The sequence below is a fragment of the Mucilaginibacter sp. UYCu711 genome, from assembly GCF_050433825.1.
In the GTDB taxonomy this organism is placed as follows: domain Bacteria; phylum Bacteroidota; class Bacteroidia; order Sphingobacteriales; family Sphingobacteriaceae; genus Mucilaginibacter.
Map to the genome: position 1 here is coordinate 25,355 of NZ_JBNPWM010000008.1, position 16,701 is coordinate 42,055.

17 protein-coding genes are annotated in these 16,701 nt (G+C 43.0%); 8 read left to right on the forward strand and 9 right to left on the reverse strand.

Translation table 11 applies throughout. The features are described 5' to 3' along the window. The first annotated feature begins 142 nt into the window (after positions 1-142). From ABIB50_RS17175 to lepB, 4 genes are all read left to right on the forward strand, one after another. Complete coding sequence (locus ABIB50_RS17175) at positions 143-868, forward strand: YebC/PmpR family DNA-binding transcriptional regulator (RefSeq protein WP_429381599.1); 726 nt, start codon at positions 143-145, stop codon at positions 866-868. An 84-nt stretch (positions 869-952) separates the two neighbouring features. Beyond that, entirely contained in the window at positions 953-1,168 is a 216-nt protein-coding gene (locus ABIB50_RS17180; protein WP_429381601.1) for a DUF2442 domain-containing protein, read from the forward strand. Between the two features lie 76 nt (positions 1,169-1,244). Next, positions 1,245-1,979, forward strand: a complete 735-nt coding sequence (locus ABIB50_RS17185) for a hypothetical protein (protein WP_429381603.1) — start codon at positions 1,245-1,247, stop codon at positions 1,977-1,979. 61 nt (positions 1,980-2,040) lie between these two features. Next, entirely contained in the window at positions 2,041-3,141 is a 1,101-nt protein-coding gene (gene lepB, locus ABIB50_RS17190) for a signal peptidase I (protein ID WP_429381605.1), read from the forward strand. A 106-nt stretch (positions 3,142-3,247) separates the two neighbouring features. Here the strand turns inward: lepB and ABIB50_RS17195 are convergent, their stop codons facing one another. The 3 genes from ABIB50_RS17195 to ABIB50_RS17205 form a co-directional block, all read right to left on the reverse strand. Next, positions 3,248-3,763: a hypothetical protein gene (locus ABIB50_RS17195; RefSeq protein ID WP_429381607.1), complete on the reverse strand. Its 516-nt coding sequence runs from the start codon at positions 3,761-3,763 to the stop codon at positions 3,248-3,250. Positions 3,764-3,925: 162 nt separating this feature from the next. Continuing rightward, positions 3,926-4,489, reverse strand: a complete 564-nt coding sequence (gene efp, locus ABIB50_RS17200) for an elongation factor P (protein WP_429381609.1) — start codon at positions 4,487-4,489, stop codon at positions 3,926-3,928. Between the two features lie 143 nt (positions 4,490-4,632). Beyond that, positions 4,633-5,676: an NAD(P)-dependent alcohol dehydrogenase gene (locus ABIB50_RS17205; protein ID WP_429381611.1), complete on the reverse strand. Its 1,044-nt coding sequence runs from the start codon at positions 5,674-5,676 to the stop codon at positions 4,633-4,635. Between the two features lie 336 nt (positions 5,677-6,012). On the opposite strand from ABIB50_RS17205, the gene ABIB50_RS17210 reads away from it, so the two are divergent. Beyond that, positions 6,013-6,660, forward strand: coding sequence for a DUF2306 domain-containing protein (locus ABIB50_RS17210; RefSeq protein ID WP_429381613.1), 648 nt, complete (start codon positions 6,013-6,015; stop codon positions 6,658-6,660). A 1-nt stretch (position 6,661) separates the two neighbouring features. Here the strand turns inward: ABIB50_RS17210 and ABIB50_RS17215 are convergent, their stop codons facing one another. From ABIB50_RS17215 to ABIB50_RS17240, 6 genes are all read right to left on the reverse strand, one after another. Further along, positions 6,662-7,789: a glycosyltransferase gene (locus tag ABIB50_RS17215; RefSeq protein WP_429381615.1), complete on the reverse strand. Its 1,128-nt coding sequence runs from the start codon at positions 7,787-7,789 to the stop codon at positions 6,662-6,664. Then, the gene (locus tag ABIB50_RS17220) at positions 7,786-8,406 is read right to left on the reverse strand and encodes an ABC transporter ATP-binding protein (protein WP_429381617.1); all 621 of its coding nucleotides are present in this window, start codon (positions 8,404-8,406) and stop codon (positions 7,786-7,788) included. The genes ABIB50_RS17215 and ABIB50_RS17220 overlap by 4 nt, the downstream gene beginning before the upstream one ends. A gap of 119 nt (positions 8,407-8,525) precedes the next feature. After that, positions 8,526-9,311 carry an acyl-ACP--UDP-N-acetylglucosamine O-acyltransferase gene (gene lpxA / locus ABIB50_RS17225; protein WP_429381619.1) on the reverse strand — a complete coding sequence of 262 codons (786 nt, stop codon included), beginning with the start codon at positions 9,309-9,311 and terminating at the stop codon, positions 8,526-8,528. Then, the gene (locus ABIB50_RS17230) at positions 9,308-10,720 is read right to left on the reverse strand and encodes a bifunctional UDP-3-O-[3-hydroxymyristoyl] N-acetylglucosamine deacetylase/3-hydroxyacyl-ACP dehydratase (protein WP_429381621.1); all 1,413 of its coding nucleotides are present in this window, start codon (positions 10,718-10,720) and stop codon (positions 9,308-9,310) included. Before ABIB50_RS17230 ends, lpxA begins: the two co-directional genes overlap by 4 nt. A 100-nt stretch (positions 10,721-10,820) precedes the next feature. Continuing rightward, positions 10,821-11,861 (reverse strand): UDP-3-O-(3-hydroxymyristoyl)glucosamine N-acyltransferase, encoded by a 1,041-nt coding sequence (gene lpxD / locus ABIB50_RS17235; protein ID WP_429381623.1) that lies wholly within the window; start codon positions 11,859-11,861, stop codon positions 10,821-10,823. A 113-nt stretch (positions 11,862-11,974) separates the two neighbouring features. Continuing rightward, positions 11,975-13,210 (reverse strand): HD domain-containing protein, encoded by a 1,236-nt coding sequence (locus ABIB50_RS17240; RefSeq protein WP_429381625.1) that lies wholly within the window; start codon positions 13,208-13,210, stop codon positions 11,975-11,977. A gap of 198 nt (positions 13,211-13,408) precedes the next feature. Here ABIB50_RS17240 and ABIB50_RS17245 point away from each other — a divergent pair, with 198 nt between their 5' ends. From ABIB50_RS17245 to ABIB50_RS17255, 3 genes are read left to right on the forward strand one after another with little or no spacing between them, the layout of a single operon-like run. Next, positions 13,409-14,962 (forward strand): PglZ domain-containing protein, encoded by a 1,554-nt coding sequence (locus tag ABIB50_RS17245; protein ID WP_429381627.1) that lies wholly within the window; start codon positions 13,409-13,411, stop codon positions 14,960-14,962. 51 nt (positions 14,963-15,013) lie between these two features. Beyond that, on the forward strand, positions 15,014-15,430 hold the full coding sequence (gene tsaE / locus ABIB50_RS17250) for a tRNA (adenosine(37)-N6)-threonylcarbamoyltransferase complex ATPase subunit type 1 TsaE (RefSeq protein ID WP_429381628.1): 417 nt from the start codon (positions 15,014-15,016) through the stop codon (positions 15,428-15,430). A 38-nt stretch (positions 15,431-15,468) separates the two neighbouring features. Beyond that, a complete protein-coding gene (locus ABIB50_RS17255; RefSeq protein WP_429381630.1) occupies positions 15,469-16,695 on the forward strand; it encodes an alanine dehydrogenase in 1,227 nt (408 codons plus the stop codon). Positions 16,696-16,701: the final 6 nt, after the last annotated feature.

Sequence of the window (16,701 nt, forward strand, 5' to 3'; positions counted from 1 at the left end):
TCTTAGAGTCAAGAAACAAGAATCAGGATTCAAGACCTTAAATAACGTTTGTCTTGGCTCTTAACTCTTGTTTCTATTGCATAGCAATAAACATTATATTTGCACCTCAAAACCCTACCTAAAAGGGGTTGTTTATTACACTATGGGAAGAGCATTCGAATTCCGTAAAGAGAGAAAATTTAAGCGTTGGGCCAAAATGGCCGTACAGTTTACCCGTTTGGGTAAAGAGATAGTGATGGCTGTAAAAGCCGGCGGTGGTGATATTAATACCAATTCGCGTTTGCGCACAGCGGTACAAAACTCGAAGGCTGTTAACATGCCTAAGGACCGTGTGGAAGCTGCCATAAAAAGAGCTACCAGCCGCGATGAGAAAGATTACGAAGAACTGGTTTACGAAGGTTATGCCGCCCATGGTGTAGCTGTATTGGTTGAAACCGCTACTGATAATATTAACCGTACGGTAGCCAACGTGCGCAGCTACTTTACTAAATACAATGGCGCGCTGGGTAAAACCGGGTCGCTTGATTTTATATTTACACGTAAAGCGGTATTTACATTTGTTCCCGGCGACCGCGATTTGGAAGAGCTGGAATTTGAACTGATAGATGCCGGTTTAGAGGATCTGTTTGTTGAGGCTGATGAAGAAGGAAACGATATAGCGGTGCTGCATACCGCTTTTGAGGATTTTGGTAAGATGCAGAAGGCTTTAGAGGAGTTGGGTATAGAAGTAAGGTCGGCAAAGTTAGAGCGCATTGGGCAGTCATTTAAAGACGTTACCGAGGAACAAGCTGTTGATGTATTAAAACTGATAGACCGCTTAGAGGAAGATGATGATGTACAGGCGGTGTATCATAATATGGCAGAGTAATTTGATGATGCGGTAATTTGAGAATTTGAAAATGCAGAGAAATTTTCAAATCAGCACATCTTCAAATTTTCAAATCAATTAATCATGGCACTATTATATTCACGTAAGCAGGAAAAGAAAGTTAAAGTAATGTTTAACAATGGCCTCCTGTTGGTTGAAAAGGAGGGCGGCAAACAACAAGTTTTTCCGTTAGAGTGGTTCCCAAAATTAAACAACGCAACCGATGAAGAGCGAGAGGATTGGGTACAGACTGATAAAGGAATACATTTTAATAAATTGGATCTGGATATATCCATTTGAGGAAGTGTCAATTTGAACATTTGAAAATCAAACGATATTTTCAAATCAGCACATCTTCAAATTATCAAATAAAACAATGACTTTCGAAGAGTTTTTTAAAAAGAAGCGGATAGACCTGGCAGCCTTACAACAAGGCGAACCGGCCCTATTTGCCGAATTTAAATTACACTACGAACAAATGGGCGAAAAGAGTTTTGACCATACCAAGAAATATTGGTTCAATAAAATTCGCCTTATATATAACTTACCACCCGAGATTAACACCGAGAAGCCACAAATAGAAAACCAACTGGCCGAGCAAACCGTAAACGAAAGTTTAAGCGAAATGGCAGCCCCCGCACCAAAGGTTGGTTTTACGCCGAGGTTTAAAGCAGCCGTTCCGCCAAAAACTGTTGAGGAAACCCAGGAAGAAAAGAAAGAAGGCGTTGCAGCCGAAACGGCACCCAAAGTTGGTTTTACACCACGATTTAAAGCAGGTGTTACTAAACCTGTCGAAACACTATCCGAAGAGAAAAAGGAAGAATCCCCGGTTGACGATAAACCTAAAGTTGGGTTCACGCCACGATTTAAAGCCGGAGTCACTAAACCTGTTGAAGCACCATCCGAAGAAAAAGTAGAAGAAGCACCGATTGGAGATAAACCTAAAGTAGGTTTCACCCCACGCTTTAAAGCAGGTGTGACCAAACCTGTTGAAACACCATCCGAAGAGAAAGAAGAAGAAGCTGACGAGGATAAACCTAAAATAGGATTTACGCCGCGGTTTAAAGCGGGAGTTACCAAACAAGCACCTCCGTCACCTCCCGAAGAATAAAATTCTCCTGTAACAATTTGCTTTTTCAACTATCTAAGTTTTGTAATCAAAACTTAGCCTCATGAATTGGAAGTTTTTTAAGAAAGACCCTACCGCTGTAAAAGCAAAGAAATCTAAAACCCGCGAATGGGTTGATGCCATTGTGTTTGCAGTTGTGGTTTCAACTGTTGTGCGTGGTTTATTATTTTCTGCGTACGCCATTCCTTCCGGATCAATGGAAGGCACGCAGCTTACCGGCGATTATTTATTTGTAAGCAAGATAAGCTATGGCCCGCGTATGGCTAATACACCATTTGCAATTCCGTTTACCGAGCCTACGCTGTATGGTGTCAAAACTTATTGGGATGGTTTACAGCTACCTTATTTCAGGCTGCCGGGATTTACCCATATCAAGAACCGGGATATTGTTGTTTTTAACAAACCTGATGAAGCCGGCCCGGAGTACAACCTGCCGGTTGATGAGCGCACCTGTTTGATTAAACGCTGCCAGGCTATCCCCGGCGATGTATTGACCATTGTTAACGCGCAGGTTTATATCAATGGTAAACCTGCCCCAAATGCACCCAAACAGCAAACATCATACGATGTTGTAACCAACGGATTGGATATAAACCCGGAGATTTTGCAAGAGCAACATATAACTATCCAAAACCACATGCCGCCAAATACTTTTGAGATGGTGATGTCGGCAGAAGCGGCCGCAACGCTTAAAACATTCTCGAACGTAAAAAGTGTAACGCCGATTGTTGCACCGGCAGGCGCCTATGATGCCCAGATCTTCCCGCATAACGAAAATTTTAAATGGAACCTGGATAATTTCGGGCCCATCCGCCTGCCTAAAAAAGGCTGGACAACCCCATTAAACGACTCTACACTTACTTTATACCGCCGCGCGATAGAAGTATACGAAAACAATAAAGTGGCTGTAAACGGCAAGGATATCTTTATCAACGCCAAGAAAGCCGATAGCTATACTTTTAAAATGGACTACTACTGGATGATGGGTGATAACCGCCATGATTCGTTAGACTCGCGTTTTTGGGGATATGTGCCTGAAGACCATATCATTGGCAAAGCCGTGCTTACCTGGTTCAGTACAGATTCTACCCAGAATATATTTAACAGGGTTAGGTGGAACAGGGTTTTGAGACCGATCAATTAAACTGTAAATCCTGAGTATAGCGAAGAATCTTCTAAAAGCAATAAGCATTATGTATAAGATCGTTCGCTATGCCCAGGATAACAAAAAAGATTATTAAGAGGGACCTTTAATTCAGCATAAAATTAGGCTCAAAGTATTGTTTGATATAAATAGTATCACGGTATTTAATATTAGCAACGCCTACAGGTTCGCGTATTATTTTTGCTTCAATAAGCCAGCGGGATTTATCGCCGCGTGACGTGGGGGTGGTATTCTCTCCTTTTACAAAACCATCAACAGGCTTCACACCAATTAAATCACAGCTAGGGCATATATCCAATACTACTACTTTACCCGCAATAATATCCGCTTTAGTTAACGTAAAGCTATTGCCTTGCATAGGTGCTTTGATGAACATTTTTTGGGTAACTACACTTTTTTTAGTTTCACTCCAAAAAAGACGGTAACTACCGCTAATTAAATTGTAACCCGGAATAGCAATATCAGCACTCTCTGAAAACAGGAACTGGCAATCTTTGCAATTAGTTAATCCCGGCTCGGGGTTACCTTGTTTATTATTGCACGAGGCTAACGACACTATGCCAACACATAACATACTTAAACGATAGACAAAATTTTTCATGTGGTCTTAATTTTATAGATAATACGAGTATCTGAAATAAAACGCTACAAATAACTATGTTATGTTTATGTTAACAGGAACGGTCATGAAACAATTAAGCCTCCCACAATTGGAGGAGGCTTATTCGATTATGCTATCACTCTCCCTTCAGGGGGCCGGGGGCTACCCTTTCACCCGCTCCACATAAGTACCATTAGCTGTGTCAACCTTAACCTTATCACCAATGTTAATGAACAGGGGAACATTAATTTCTGCGCCGGTTTCAACGGTAGCTTTTTTCATCGCGCCGGTTGAGGTGTCGCCTTTTACGGCCGGCTCTGTGTAGGTTATTTCCAGCTCAGCTGACGCGGGGATGCTGCCCATTATAGGCTCTTCGCTTTCAAAGGCTACTATAACGTTCATGCCTTCTTTTAAAAACTTTACTGCCGGTCCAAATAAAGCCTTGGGTACCGTATGCTGGTCGTAAGTATCGTTATCCATGATCACCAGGCCTGTGCCATCGTCATATAAATATTGGTAATTGTTGGTTTCAACACGGGCAATAGTTACATCCTCGTCTGTACGGAAACGATATTCAACAAGCTTACCGCTTTTAACGTTACGCATACGCGCCTGGTAAAAAGCGCGCAGGTTACCCGGTGTACGGTGTAAAAATTCTTCTACCTGTAACAGTTCGCCATTAAAGCGCAGAATGTTACCATTTTTTACTTCGGATGCTTTAGACATAGTAATATTATTGAAGGGCAAACTTAGGGAGTTATGCGGAAAGTTGCAAGTTTGGAGGTAAAAGCTTAAAGGCAAAAGGTCAAAGGCTTTTCAAGGATTATATCACCCTTAACCTTTTACCTTTCGCCTTTAATCTAACAGCTTTATAAGGTTGCCATATCAATCACAAACCTGTAACGCACATCGCCTTTAACCATGCGGTCATAAGCTGCGTGGATATCTTTGATATCGATCATTTCTATATCTGAAACGATCTTATGCTCTGCACAGAAATCCAGCATTTCCTGGGTTTCGGCTATACCGCCGATACCAGATCCGGCTAAACTTCTACGTCCGCCCATTAAGCTAAAGGCTTCAATGCTTGCCGGCTCTGGTGGTACGCCTACGCAGATGTGTACGCCATTGATTCTTAGTAAACCCAGGTACATGTTAAAATCGTGTGGTGCTGAGACGGTATCCAATATAAAATCAAAAGTATTTTTAGCAGCTTCCAATTGTGCAGGGTCGGTAGTTACTACAAAATGATGTGCACCCAGGGCTTTAGCATCAGCCTCTTTGTTTGGCGATGTGCTTAACACCGTAACCTCGGCACCAAAAGCAACACCAAATTTAACGCCCATGTGGCCCAATCCGCCTAAACCTAAAACGGCCAGTTTGTGGCCTTTACCAACTTTCCAGTGGCGCAGTGGCGAGTAGGTAGTTATCCCCGCACATAATAAGGGCGCGGTTGCAGCCAGGTCAACATCCTCTGATATATGTAACACAAAATCCTCGTTAACCACAATGCTGTTTGAGTAGCCACCGTAGGTAGGTGTTTTCTTATCCTGCTCTAAACCGTTGTAGGTTTGCGAGCTGCCCGGGATACAGTATTGCTCCAGGCCTTCTTTACAATTTTCGCAAACACGGCACGATTCGACCATACAGCCGGTACCCGCCAGTTGGCCAACCTTAAATTTCTTTACATGGTCGCCAACTTTAACTACGCGGCCAACAATTTCGTGGCCCGGCACCATCGGGAAGATCCCCGGGAACCAATCATTTTTTATCTGGTGCAAATCAGAGTGGCAAACACCGCAAAATAAAATATCAAATTGTACATCGTGCGGGCCAACGTCACGTCTTTCAAAATCCCACGGGGCAAGATCTGTTGTCGGCGTTTGCGCCGCGTATCCTTTTACTGGTATCATAAGTAGTTTTGTTTATACAATAAACAAGCAAAGTGATGGGATTTTGTTTTGCCATGATTGTCCTACTTGTGCAATAATTATAATGGTGTACCAGGTTTGGATGGGTCCCTGGGACATCACATTTATTTCCTCAGGGTTTCAAGACACCCTGAGGGGACAGTAATAATATAGTTTGTTACACTGTTACAGAAACAGGTGTGCCACCTGAAACCCTTGTAACACCTGTAACAGTTGATAGGACAATCTCAGCGGTTGGTCGGGATAATAGCGACGTAAGTCTACTTTCTTAAATTTTTATTTTTAAGATGGTTAGCTTTAAATTGTAAACGCAACACATTGAAAAATAATAGGCCACCGGTTTGGTTATTCCGCACCAGGAATATAGTAATAACATTATTGGTTTTAATAGCGATAGTTGTTGCCAGCCGAAGAATGCTAACGTTGGGCGGGATAATAAAACCTTATGTCAACCCCAAATTCGGGGCTTTTGACAGCGGTTTTGTTGTATATCCTTTTTTAACTTTCCTGCATATTATTCCGGGCGTGTTGTTCCTGGTTTTAACACCGTTTCAATTTTCAAAAAAGCTGCGCGGGCGCAATATTCAAATCCATCGTGTAATGGGATGGATAGTTGCCTCCTGCGCATTTATCATCGGCATAACGGCTTTGGTAATGAGCTTTAATATGGCGATAGGTGGTGTTATTGAAACTGCGGCGACAGTAACGTTTGCTTTATATTTCTTATTCGCGCTGTTTAAAGCAGTGTACCATATCAAACAAAAACAGGTGTCGATTCATCGTAAGTGGATGATAAGGATGTTTGCTATTGGTTTAGCTATCGCGACAGTACGCCCGATTATAGGGCTTTTCTTTGGATTTTCAAACCTTGGCCCGCACCAATTTTTCGGGTATGCGTTCTGGATAGGCTTTACCTTGCATGCTATAATAGCTGAAATTTATATCAGGCGATATAAGTGGGTTTAAATTACTCTTCCTCACCCCGCAGCATAGCCAGCGAATAAAAGCTATCCCGCCAATAAATGCCGCCTTGTTTTAGGGTAATAAATGCGGACCGGGCTACAATATAGCTCATCAAAAATCCTGCATACGGTATCATCAACGCATACCACCATTTGGTATGTGTTACTACAGCCATATAAAAAAACTGCACGCCAAAAAGCAAACAGGCCATTAAACGGATATCGGTATTACCAAATATCACCATTACGGGCAGAGGCAGCGCAACGAATAGTAAAGCTCCCAAAACGTCGGCAACTGACCTGAATATATTATAGTTGCCAACCGCGAAGCTATTTTTCATTAACCCATCTCTAAACTGTTTTACAGTTTTATACCATTCTAAACAAATAAGGCTCTCGCCGCTTAATACATCCTGACGCAAGCCGGCGCGTTTAATGTTTTGCCCCAGCTTTAGGTCATCATCCGGCCGCAACCTTATTTTTTCGTGAGTGCCTGCTTTTTCGTAAGCGGCACGCTTAACCAGGTTAAAAGCGCCTACACCTATAAAGCCGCTTCTTTTGGGTTTCCTGGCATCCCAGGGGCGGATAACCAGCATTAACATCAGGCTGAATGTTGCCAGCACACTATTTAACAGGATCGATCTTGACCTGACATCGGGTAATATACTCAGGTGGTCCAGTTCTTGTTTTGCTACATAACCAAATGCCCTGCTAATAGCGTCCGGGTGAAACACTACATCGGCATCTGTAAATAACAGCCACTCTTCGGTGCTTGCCAAATAACCCCGATATAGTGCATTGTTTTTACCCAGCCAGCCATCAGGCAAAGTATCAATGGTAATTATTTCGAGTTTAGGGTGATCAAATTCCTGCAATATCTCGGCAGTACGGTCGGTCGACCTATCATTTACAACTATAAGGCGATGGTTGTTATAGCTAATATTACATAGGCTTTGTAAGGCTTTTTCCAGATCCTCTTCCTCGTTGCGTACCGCTACAATTATGGCTAGTGCGGGTTCTTCGGTAATAATTGATTGTGCTTTTAGTTGTTTTATCTGCCTAAGGTTAAGCAGCAGATATATCATCAAGGCTACCCCAAATACAGTTACGGTTACGCTATAATAAAATATCATTGTTTATAGTCGGCTATGCTTAACCTATGGGTGCAAAAACTATATTCGTGCTCCTGGTTGGAGCAGACGATGGTCAAACGATCCTTAGCAAACTGCTGCACTAAACTTAAATACCACTCCACGCCCTGGGCATCTAAATTTGAGGTAGGTTCATCAAGCATCAATATTGGGGTGTCAGCACAAAAGGCCAGCGCCAGTTTTAGCCGCTGTTTCATACCTGATGAAAAATAGCGGATCAGCTTATTTGCACTGCCCGGTAAATTAAGCAGGTCAATTATCACCGCTTTATCTATCCCCGTTTTATAGGTTTTAAACTTGAAATGAAAGTCGATCATTTCCTCCAGCGAAAACTCCTCTATCAGTTCCAAATACGGCGCGGCAAGGCTAAGGTATTGAAAGACCTGTTCAACCTCCACCTCTTTATCCTCAAAAAAATAATTGATTGTGCCGGCCGATGGCGAAAGACTGCCGTTTAACACGGCTAATAAGGTTGATTTGCCCGATCCGTTAGCTCCCAGTATCGCATAGCTTTCGCCGCTGATAAATGTATGATCTACCCCCCGGAAAATCCAGTCGCGGTTAAAGCGGCGGCCTATATTTTGGAGGGTGATTTGCATTTGCTACTATAGTGTTTAATGTGTGGGGGCTGTCACCCTGAGGCCCTCGAAGGGTGGGCGCAATGGCCCCCGCACGATGCTTCGACGGAGCTCAGTATGACAATGCTCTTTTTTGTTTTTTATGGATTGCCAAACCCCTTCATGATACCGCGCTGCGAGTTTTGTACAAAGTTGATGATCTCGTCGCGCTCTATGGTTGGGTTAAATTCAGCTTCAATAATATCTAAAGCTTTGGTCATGTTGTACCGTTTCAGGAAAATGATCCGGTAGATCTCCTGGATCTCATTAATGGTTTCGTTTGAAAAACCACGACGGCGCAGGCCCACCGAATTAATACCGATATACGATACCGGCTCGCGGCCGGCCTTGGTAAACGGCGGTACATCTTTACGCACCAATGATCCGCCTGATATCATGCTATGCGCGCCTATCTCAACAAACTGGTGCACCAATGATCCGCCACCTATAAAAGCAAAATCATATACATTAATGTGGCCCGCCAGCTGCACCGAGTTGGCGATGATTACATTGTCGCCTATGACGCAATCGTGCGCAACGTGCACATAGGCCATCAATAAACAATTGTTGCCGATAGTGGTTGTATTTTTATCTAAAGCGGTACCGCGGTTAAGGGTTACGCATTCGCGGATAACGGTGTTATCGCCAATAGTTACTGTGCTTGGTTCGCCTTTATATTTTAGGTCTTGTGGCGGGGCCGATACAACAGCGCCTGGAAAAATGCGGCAATTTTTACCAATGCGCGCGCCATCCATAATTACCGAGTTTGACCCGATCCAGGTGCCTTCGCCAACTTCAACATCCTTATGGATGGTTACAAATGGCTCAATCACTACGTTGTCGGCTATTTTAGCCTGTGGGTGTATATATGCTAAAGGCTGGATCATGCTTCGTCAGTTTTTGTTTTTTTAACTATTTGTGCCATTAGCTCGGCCTCAACAACAACACGTTCGCCTACCATACCAACACCCTTCATCTGGGCTATGCCGCGACGGATAGGCGCAATTAAATTACAATGGAATATTATAGTATCGCCGGGGATAACTTTATCCTTAAAACGGGCGTTCTCTATCTTTAAAAACAGGGTGATATAATTCTGCGGATCCGGGACAGTATTTAATACCAATATCCCGCCTGTTTGTGCCATAGCTTCTATCTGCAACACACCGGGGAACAACGGCGCGCCGGGGAAGTGGCCCATAAAGAGTCCTTCGTTCATGGTCACATTCTTTAACCCTACCACATGGCTCTTGGTAAGTTCAAGGATCTTATCGATCATTAACATCGGGTAGCGGTGCGGCAAAATATCCATGATCTGCACGGTATCATAAACCGGTTTCATGTTGGGGTCGTAAACCTTAAAGTGTTTACGGCTGCGCTCTTTTTTTATCAGTGTTTTTATTTTTTTAGCGAACGCCACGTTTGCCGCGTGGCCCGGCCTTGCAGCCATAATGTGTCCGCGCAACGGAACGCCTACCAGCGCCAGATCGCCAATCATGTCCAGCAATTTATGTCTTGCCGGCTCGTTTTGGTGGCGAAGTTCGATGTTATTTAAAATACCTTGCGGCGCTACGCTGATATCCTTGCGGTTAAACAACTTGGCCAGGTGGTCAAGTTCTTCCTGGTCAACATCCTTGTCAACTACCACAATGGCATTGTTAAGGTCACCGCCTTTTATCAGGTCGTGCTTTAACAACATTTCCAGTTCATGCAAAAAGCAAAAGGTACGGCATGAAGCAATATCATCAACAAATTCGGTAATGGATGATATACTTGCGTGCTGGCTACCCAGTACCTGCGAGTTATAGTCAACCATACAGGTAAACCGGTAATCGTCATCCAGAGGCATTGCCACCATCTCTACCTTACGGTCGGGTTCTGAATAGTGAATGTTATACGGTATATGGTAATACTCGCGGTCGGCTTCCTGTTCGGCTAAACCGGCACTGCGAATAGCTTCAACAAATTGTATAGAACTACCATCCATTATAGGCGTCTCAGGGCCATCCATATCTATCAGCACGTTATCTATCTCCAAACCAACCAAAGCGGCTAAAACATGCTCTATGGTGCTTACACTGGCGCCGTTTTGTGATATAGTGGTGCCGCGAGAAGTATCAGTAACATTATCTACATCGGCATCAATAATAGGCATACCCTCAATATCTATCCTCCTGAATTTATAGCCATGATTCTCTGCCGCCGGGTTAAATGTCATGGTAACCTTCTCGCCGGTATGTAAGCCTGATCCCGAAACAGAAACGGGTGCCTTAATAGTTCTTTGTTTGATATTCATTCTTTACTTAGTTCATTGGTCATTGGTCATTGGTCATTTGGTCATTGGTCATTAGTATGGCTGGCTATTAAAGCCCAATTAACAAATGACCAATGACTAATTAACTATTTCGCAGTTCAGCAATTATTTTTTCTAATTCTATTACTTTTTTTTCTAATGCAGGTAAACGCGATGCTGCCGACTCGATCCGCAGGTTTTCCATATAAGGCGCGAAGAATGGGATACCACCCCACTTTTTACCTTCCTCAACAATATTTTTGTTGATGCCCGATTTGGCCATGATCTGGCTGCCATTAGCAATGCTGATATGGCCAACCATACCTACCTGGCCGCCAACTACACAGTTGTCGCCAACTTTAGTGCTGCCCGATATGCCGGTTTGTGCGGCAATTACGGTGTTCGATCCAATTTCGACATTATGGGCTATCTGCAATAAGTTATCCAGCTTGGCTCCTTTATGTACAACGGTCGACCCCATTGTAGCGCGGTCGATAGTTGTATTTGAGCCCACTTCCACATTATCTTCCAGGATAACATTACCTATCTGGCTGATCTTATTGTAGGTACCATCAGGGTTTGGCGCGAAACCAAAACCATCGCTGCCTATTATAGCTCCCGAATGGACAATCACGTTATCACCCAAAACACAATCAAAATAAACCTTAACACCCGCAAACAGCGTAGTATTTTGGCCGATGGTTACATTATCGCCTATATAAGTATTTGGGTAAACCTTGCTTTTGTCGCCCAGCTTTACACCCGGACCAATATAAGCAAACGCGCCTATATAAACGTTCTCGCCAATTTGTGCAGATGGATGGATAAAGCAAGGCTGCTCTATACCGCTTTTATCTAATTGTATGGTGTTATACGCTTCAAGCAATACAGAAAACGAGCTGTACGCGTTCTCTACCCTTATTAAAGTTGCTTTAACTGCTTCGGCTAAAACCTGGTCGTTATTAACAATAACTATAGATGCGTTGGTGGTATACAGAAAAGGCTCGTACTTAGGGTTAGCTAAAAACGAAAGCGTACCCGGGGTAGCCTCCTCTATCTTAGCCAATTGGTTAACCGCCACAGACGGATCGCCCTCAACGGTGCCGTTGAGTAATGAAGCTATTTGCTGAGCGGTAAATTGCATGGGCGCAAATTTAATTAAATATTAGTGATTAGAGATTAGTTAATTAGAGATTAGGTTACTGTTAAATCATAAGCCATTGATTAGCGCGAATGCAACTAATCACTAACCTCTGGTTAATTAATCTCTGTCATCAAATCTTTACTATAACAAAGTATATACTTCTCTATCGTTTTAGCTAATGCTTCAAGGTTTGAGTAATCGCTGGCGGTGGCAATGTCTTTTACGGTGCCGTCCTTCATTAAGATACCTATGTTGCCGTCGCCTACGCGATAGGCATTATTTTGTATGGAATCGGTAAAAACAAAATAAGGCACTTCCTTTTCAGTAATGCCGTATTTGGCTATTGCCTTATTGCTTAAATCGGTCACTAATTGCCGGCTTGGTGGTTCATTGGTAATATCTACATGAAACACTTTACGGTGCACAAAATCAGTACATAGTTTAGACAATACAAAATCATCATTAGTGGCCCAAACCTTTACTGCCGACAGGATGTCTGTATCATCCAGCCGAGTAAATATTTCTAAATGTCCATCTTTTATAAACGCCTCGCGGGTTAATTCATTGTTCAGGAAATGACTAAGAGCCGGTGTAGCAAAAAGCTTCTCGCCTTTTAACACCAACTCGCGACTGCGCTCCAGGATCTTAACCAGCAATTGCTCGGCTGCTATAACCGTTTTATGCAGGTACACCTGCCAGTACATTAACCGGCGGGCAATGATAAACTTCTCTACCGAATAGATCCCTTTCTCTTCAATAACAATATGGTCATCTACTACATTCAACATCTTGATGATGCGGTCCGAACTGATAACCCCTTCAGAAACACCTGTAAAAAAGCTATCGCGGTTCAAATAATCCAGCCGGTCCATATCCAGTTGGCTTGATACCAGCTCGTGCAAAAATCGCTTTGCGTAAGTATTTTTAAAGATACTTATAGCGGTAGTTAGTTGCCCGTTAAACTGTTGGTTCAGTTTATCCATTAACAGGATAGAGATATCTTCGTGCGATACGCCATTAACTATAGTATGCTCTAACGCGTGCGAGAACGGCCCGTGGCCAATATCATGCAATAAAATGGCAATGGTTAAACCCTGCTCTTCTTCGACAGTAATTTCGTGGCCCTTGCTGCGCAAGGTTTCAATGGTCATCTTCATCAGGTGCATGGCACCTAAAGCGTGATGGAAACGGGTATGCAGCGCGCCGGGATAAACCAGGTGCGTCATGCCCAATTGCTTAATATAACGTAACCGCTGGAAGTAAGGATGCTCGATCAGATCGAACATCAACTCGGTAGGTATACTTATAAATCCGTAAACCGGGTCGTTTATTATTTTCTTTTTATTCAATGTGTAGTTTATGCGCTGCAAAAGTGTTAAATTATGATAAACATTGTATTTTATATTTGTTAATTTATGTTAATACTGCGTCATAGTATGTAACAAAACGTTCTGTTAAAGGTTATATGCCTATGTTTGGTCTAAATTATGCTTTAACAGGCCGAATTACTGAACGATATTTAATTACCGATATTATAAAAAAACACCATGCAGGATACCACAATATTATGGGCTGATGACGAGATTGACCTGTTAAAACCACATATACTTTTCTTAAACGAAAAAGGTTACAAAGTAACTACCGTAACTAACGGTAACGACGCCGTTGAAGCCTTCAAAAATAACTATTTCGACCTGGTTTTTTTGGACGAAAACATGCCCGGCCTAACCGGGATTGAAACACTGGCGCAGATCAAGAACATTAATAACGATGTGCCTATAGTAATGATAACCAAGAACGAGGAAGAATATTTGATGGAGGATGCCATTGGTTCAAAAATTGGCGACTACCTGATAAAGCCCGTTCACCCGAAGCAAATATTGCTTACCATAAAAAAACTGACCGAGAACAAGCGCCTGGTTACCGAAAAAACAACCATGGCCTACCAGCAGGATTTCAGGACGCTGGGCATAACGCTGAATGACAACCTTAACCACCAGGAATGGGTTGATGTATATAAAAAGCTGATTTATTGGGAGCTTGAGCTTCAACAACTGGAAGATGCCGGCATGCACGAGATCCTGACCTTGCAAAAAGCCGAGGCAAATACACAATTCTGCAAGTTTGTTGAGCGTAATTACCTGGACTGGATCAAGAACCCGGATACCGCGCCAACCAGTTCGCCACAGTTATTTAAAAAGAAGGTATTCCCTAAGTTGGAAAGTAACTTACCTGTATTTTTTATTTTGATTGATAATTTAAGGTATGACCAGTTTAAGATCATTAACCCTATTATATCGCAATATTTTAAACTGGAAGAAGAAGATACTTATTATAGTATTTTACCTACCGCTACGCAATATGCACGTAACGCTATCTTCTCGGGCCTGATGCCTTTAGAGATGGAAAAACGTTACCCCGAAATGTGGCAGAATGATGAGGACGAAGGCGGCAAGAACCTGTTTGAGTCTGATTTCATTGCCGACCAGATCAGCCGCGTTTATCGTAAGGATATTAAGCATTCGTACCATAAAATATTAAATATTGATGAGGGCCGCGCACTGAACGATTCGGTAAGCAACCTGATGAAGAATGATCTGAACGTGGTAGTATATAACTTTGTGGATATGCTGTCGCATGCACGCACAGATATGCAAATGATCCGCGAGCTGGCAAGCGACGATGCTGCCTACCGCTCATTAACGTTGTCGTGGTTTGAGCACTCACCATTGTTTGATCTGCTTAAGTTTTTGGCGCAAAAACAAGTACGTGTGGTTATCACTACCGACCATGGTACCATCCGCGTTAAAAAGCCAAGTAAAATAATTGGCGACCGTAATACCAATACCAACTTACGCTACAAACAGGGCCGTAACTTAAACTTTAACCCTAAGGATGTGTTCCATATCCGCAACCCGCATGATGCCATGCTGCCGCGCCTGCACGTAAGCTCAAGCTTTGTATTTGCCAAGGAGGATACTTACTTTGTTTACCCCAACAACTACAATCACTTTGTGAATTTTTATAATGAGACCTTCCAGCACGGCGGTATATCGTTAGAAGAAATGATCATCCCAATTGTAACTTATGGGCCTAAATAAGATTTTTATATTTTTGTCATTGCACAGCCACTGTGCAATGACATAGTTAAAATGACAATTAAAGCTACCACCCTTTCAGACCTCCCTGCCGCCGCATCGCAATTGGTAACTTTTGCCGGTGCCGAAAAAATATTCCTTTTTAACGGTGATATGGGCGCGGGCAAAACCAGTTTCATCAAATCGCTTTGCGAAGCATTAGGTGTTAAAGAAGCTGTTACCAGCCCTACGTTTGCTATAGTAAATGAATATCGCGGCGCGGATATTAAAATTTATCACTTCGATTTTTATCGCCTTAAAAACCAAACCGAGGCTTTGGACATGGGCGCCGAGGAGTATTTTTACTCGGGCAATTACTGCTTTATTGAGTGGCCCGAAAAGATCTCAGATATGTTGCCGCTGCATTGTATCAACGTAAGTCTAAAGGTTTTAAATGACAATAGCCGCGAAATAACAATTGAAAAAATTTAATGTATTTTTCTTATCTTCATAGTCCATAAAAAACAAGTATGAGTTCAGGGAAATACAGTGGGTTTTCGGACATTGCAAAGCAGGCAATGATGCAGCCCCAGGAGTCGATGCTCGAGGTTAAAAACAAAAAGAACCAGCTTTATATTGGTATCCCAAAGGAGGTCTCGTTTCAGGAAAACCGTATCCCCCTCACCCCCTTATCAGTTGCTTTATTGGTTAATAATGGCCACCAGGTAATGCTGGAAAGCAATGCAGGTAAAGCCGCCAAGTTTTTAGATAAGGATTATGCCGAACAAGGCGCTCAAATTGTATTTGATACCAAAAAAGTTTACGAAGCCGATATCATTATAAAAATTGCTCCGCCTACTTTAGAGGAGATAGCGATGATGAAGCCGGGGCAGCTATTAATATCGGCCCTGCAGGTTTCAACGTTAAAACCCGAATGCCTGCACGCGCTGTTAAATAAAAAAATAACGGCCTTGTGTTTTGAGCACCTGCGCGACGAAGGCAACTCATTATCAGTAGTACGCGCCATGAGCGAGATTGTAGGCGCAACATCTATACTAATAGCTGCCGAATACCTGAGCAATGTTTTTGATGGCAAGGGACTGATGCTGGGAGGTATAACCGGCGTGCCGCCAACCGAAATTGTAATTTTAGGCGCAGGTACGGTTGGCGAATATGCCGCGCGCACCGCCATATCATTGGGTGCCGAAGTAAAAGTTTTCGATCCATCAATTTATAAACTGCGCCGTTTGCAAAATAATATTGGCGCAAGGGTATTTACGTCGGTAGTGCAGCCCATTGTGTTAGAAAAAGCCATCACCACCTGCGATGTTGCCATTGGCGCCATGCGTGCCGAGGATGGCCGAAGCCCGTGTATTGTAACCGAAACTACCGTGAGCAAAATGAAACCGAACTCGGTAATTATTGATGTGAGTATTGACCAGGGCGGTTGCTTTGAAACATCAGAGATAACTAACCATACCCACCCGGTATTCAGGAAATATGACGTGATACATTATTGTGTGCCTAACATAGCATCGCGCGTAGCGCGTACGGCCACTTATGCATTAACCAATATTTTTGCACCTATATTATTAGAAATTGGCGAGCATGGCGGCATCAAGAATGTTATCTGGCAAAAAGCAGGTATCCGCGAAGCTGTATATATTTACCAGGGCCATTTAACCAACAAGCATCTGGCCGAACGGTTTCAATTACCCAGCAAAGACCTTGACCTGTTAATCGTATCACACCACTAAACCCTT

What these genes read in the sequence shown, in the direction of transcription:
- ABIB50_RS17175 (WP_429381599.1), top strand. Translation starts at nt 143, where the DNA reads ATGGGAAGAGCATTCGAATTCCGTAAAGAGAGAAAATTTAAGCGTTGG.
- ABIB50_RS17180 (WP_429381601.1), top strand. Translation starts at nt 953, where the DNA reads ATGGCACTATTATATTCACGTAAGCAGGAAAAGAAAGTTAAAGTAATG.
- ABIB50_RS17185 (WP_429381603.1), top strand. Translation starts at nt 1,245, where the DNA reads ATGACTTTCGAAGAGTTTTTTAAAAAGAAGCGGATAGACCTGGCAGCC.
- lepB (WP_429381605.1), top strand. Translation starts at nt 2,041, where the DNA reads ATGAATTGGAAGTTTTTTAAGAAAGACCCTACCGCTGTAAAAGCAAAG.
- ABIB50_RS17195 (WP_429381607.1), bottom strand. Translation starts at nt 3,763, where the DNA reads ATGAAAAATTTTGTCTATCGTTTAAGTATGTTATGTGTTGGCATAGTG.
- efp (WP_429381609.1), bottom strand. Translation starts at nt 4,489, where the DNA reads ATGTCTAAAGCATCCGAAGTAAAAAATGGTAACATTCTGCGCTTTAAT.
- ABIB50_RS17205 (WP_429381611.1), bottom strand. Translation starts at nt 5,676, where the DNA reads ATGATACCAGTAAAAGGATACGCGGCGCAAACGCCGACAACAGATCTT.
- ABIB50_RS17215 (WP_429381615.1), bottom strand. Translation starts at nt 7,789, where the DNA reads ATGATATTTTATTATAGCGTAACCGTAACTGTATTTGGGGTAGCCTTG.
- ABIB50_RS17220 (WP_429381617.1), bottom strand. Translation starts at nt 8,406, where the DNA reads ATGCAAATCACCCTCCAAAATATAGGCCGCCGCTTTAACCGCGACTGG.
- lpxA (WP_429381619.1), bottom strand. Translation starts at nt 9,311, where the DNA reads ATGATCCAGCCTTTAGCATATATACACCCACAGGCTAAAATAGCCGAC.
- ABIB50_RS17230 (WP_429381621.1), bottom strand. Translation starts at nt 10,720, where the DNA reads ATGAATATCAAACAAAGAACTATTAAGGCACCCGTTTCTGTTTCGGGA.
- lpxD (WP_429381623.1), bottom strand. Translation starts at nt 11,861, where the DNA reads ATGCAATTTACCGCTCAGCAAATAGCTTCATTACTCAACGGCACCGTT.
- ABIB50_RS17245 (WP_429381627.1), top strand. Translation starts at nt 13,409, where the DNA reads ATGCAGGATACCACAATATTATGGGCTGATGACGAGATTGACCTGTTA.
- tsaE (WP_429381628.1), top strand. Translation starts at nt 15,014, where the DNA reads ATGACAATTAAAGCTACCACCCTTTCAGACCTCCCTGCCGCCGCATCG.
- ABIB50_RS17255 (WP_429381630.1), top strand. Translation starts at nt 15,469, where the DNA reads ATGAGTTCAGGGAAATACAGTGGGTTTTCGGACATTGCAAAGCAGGCA.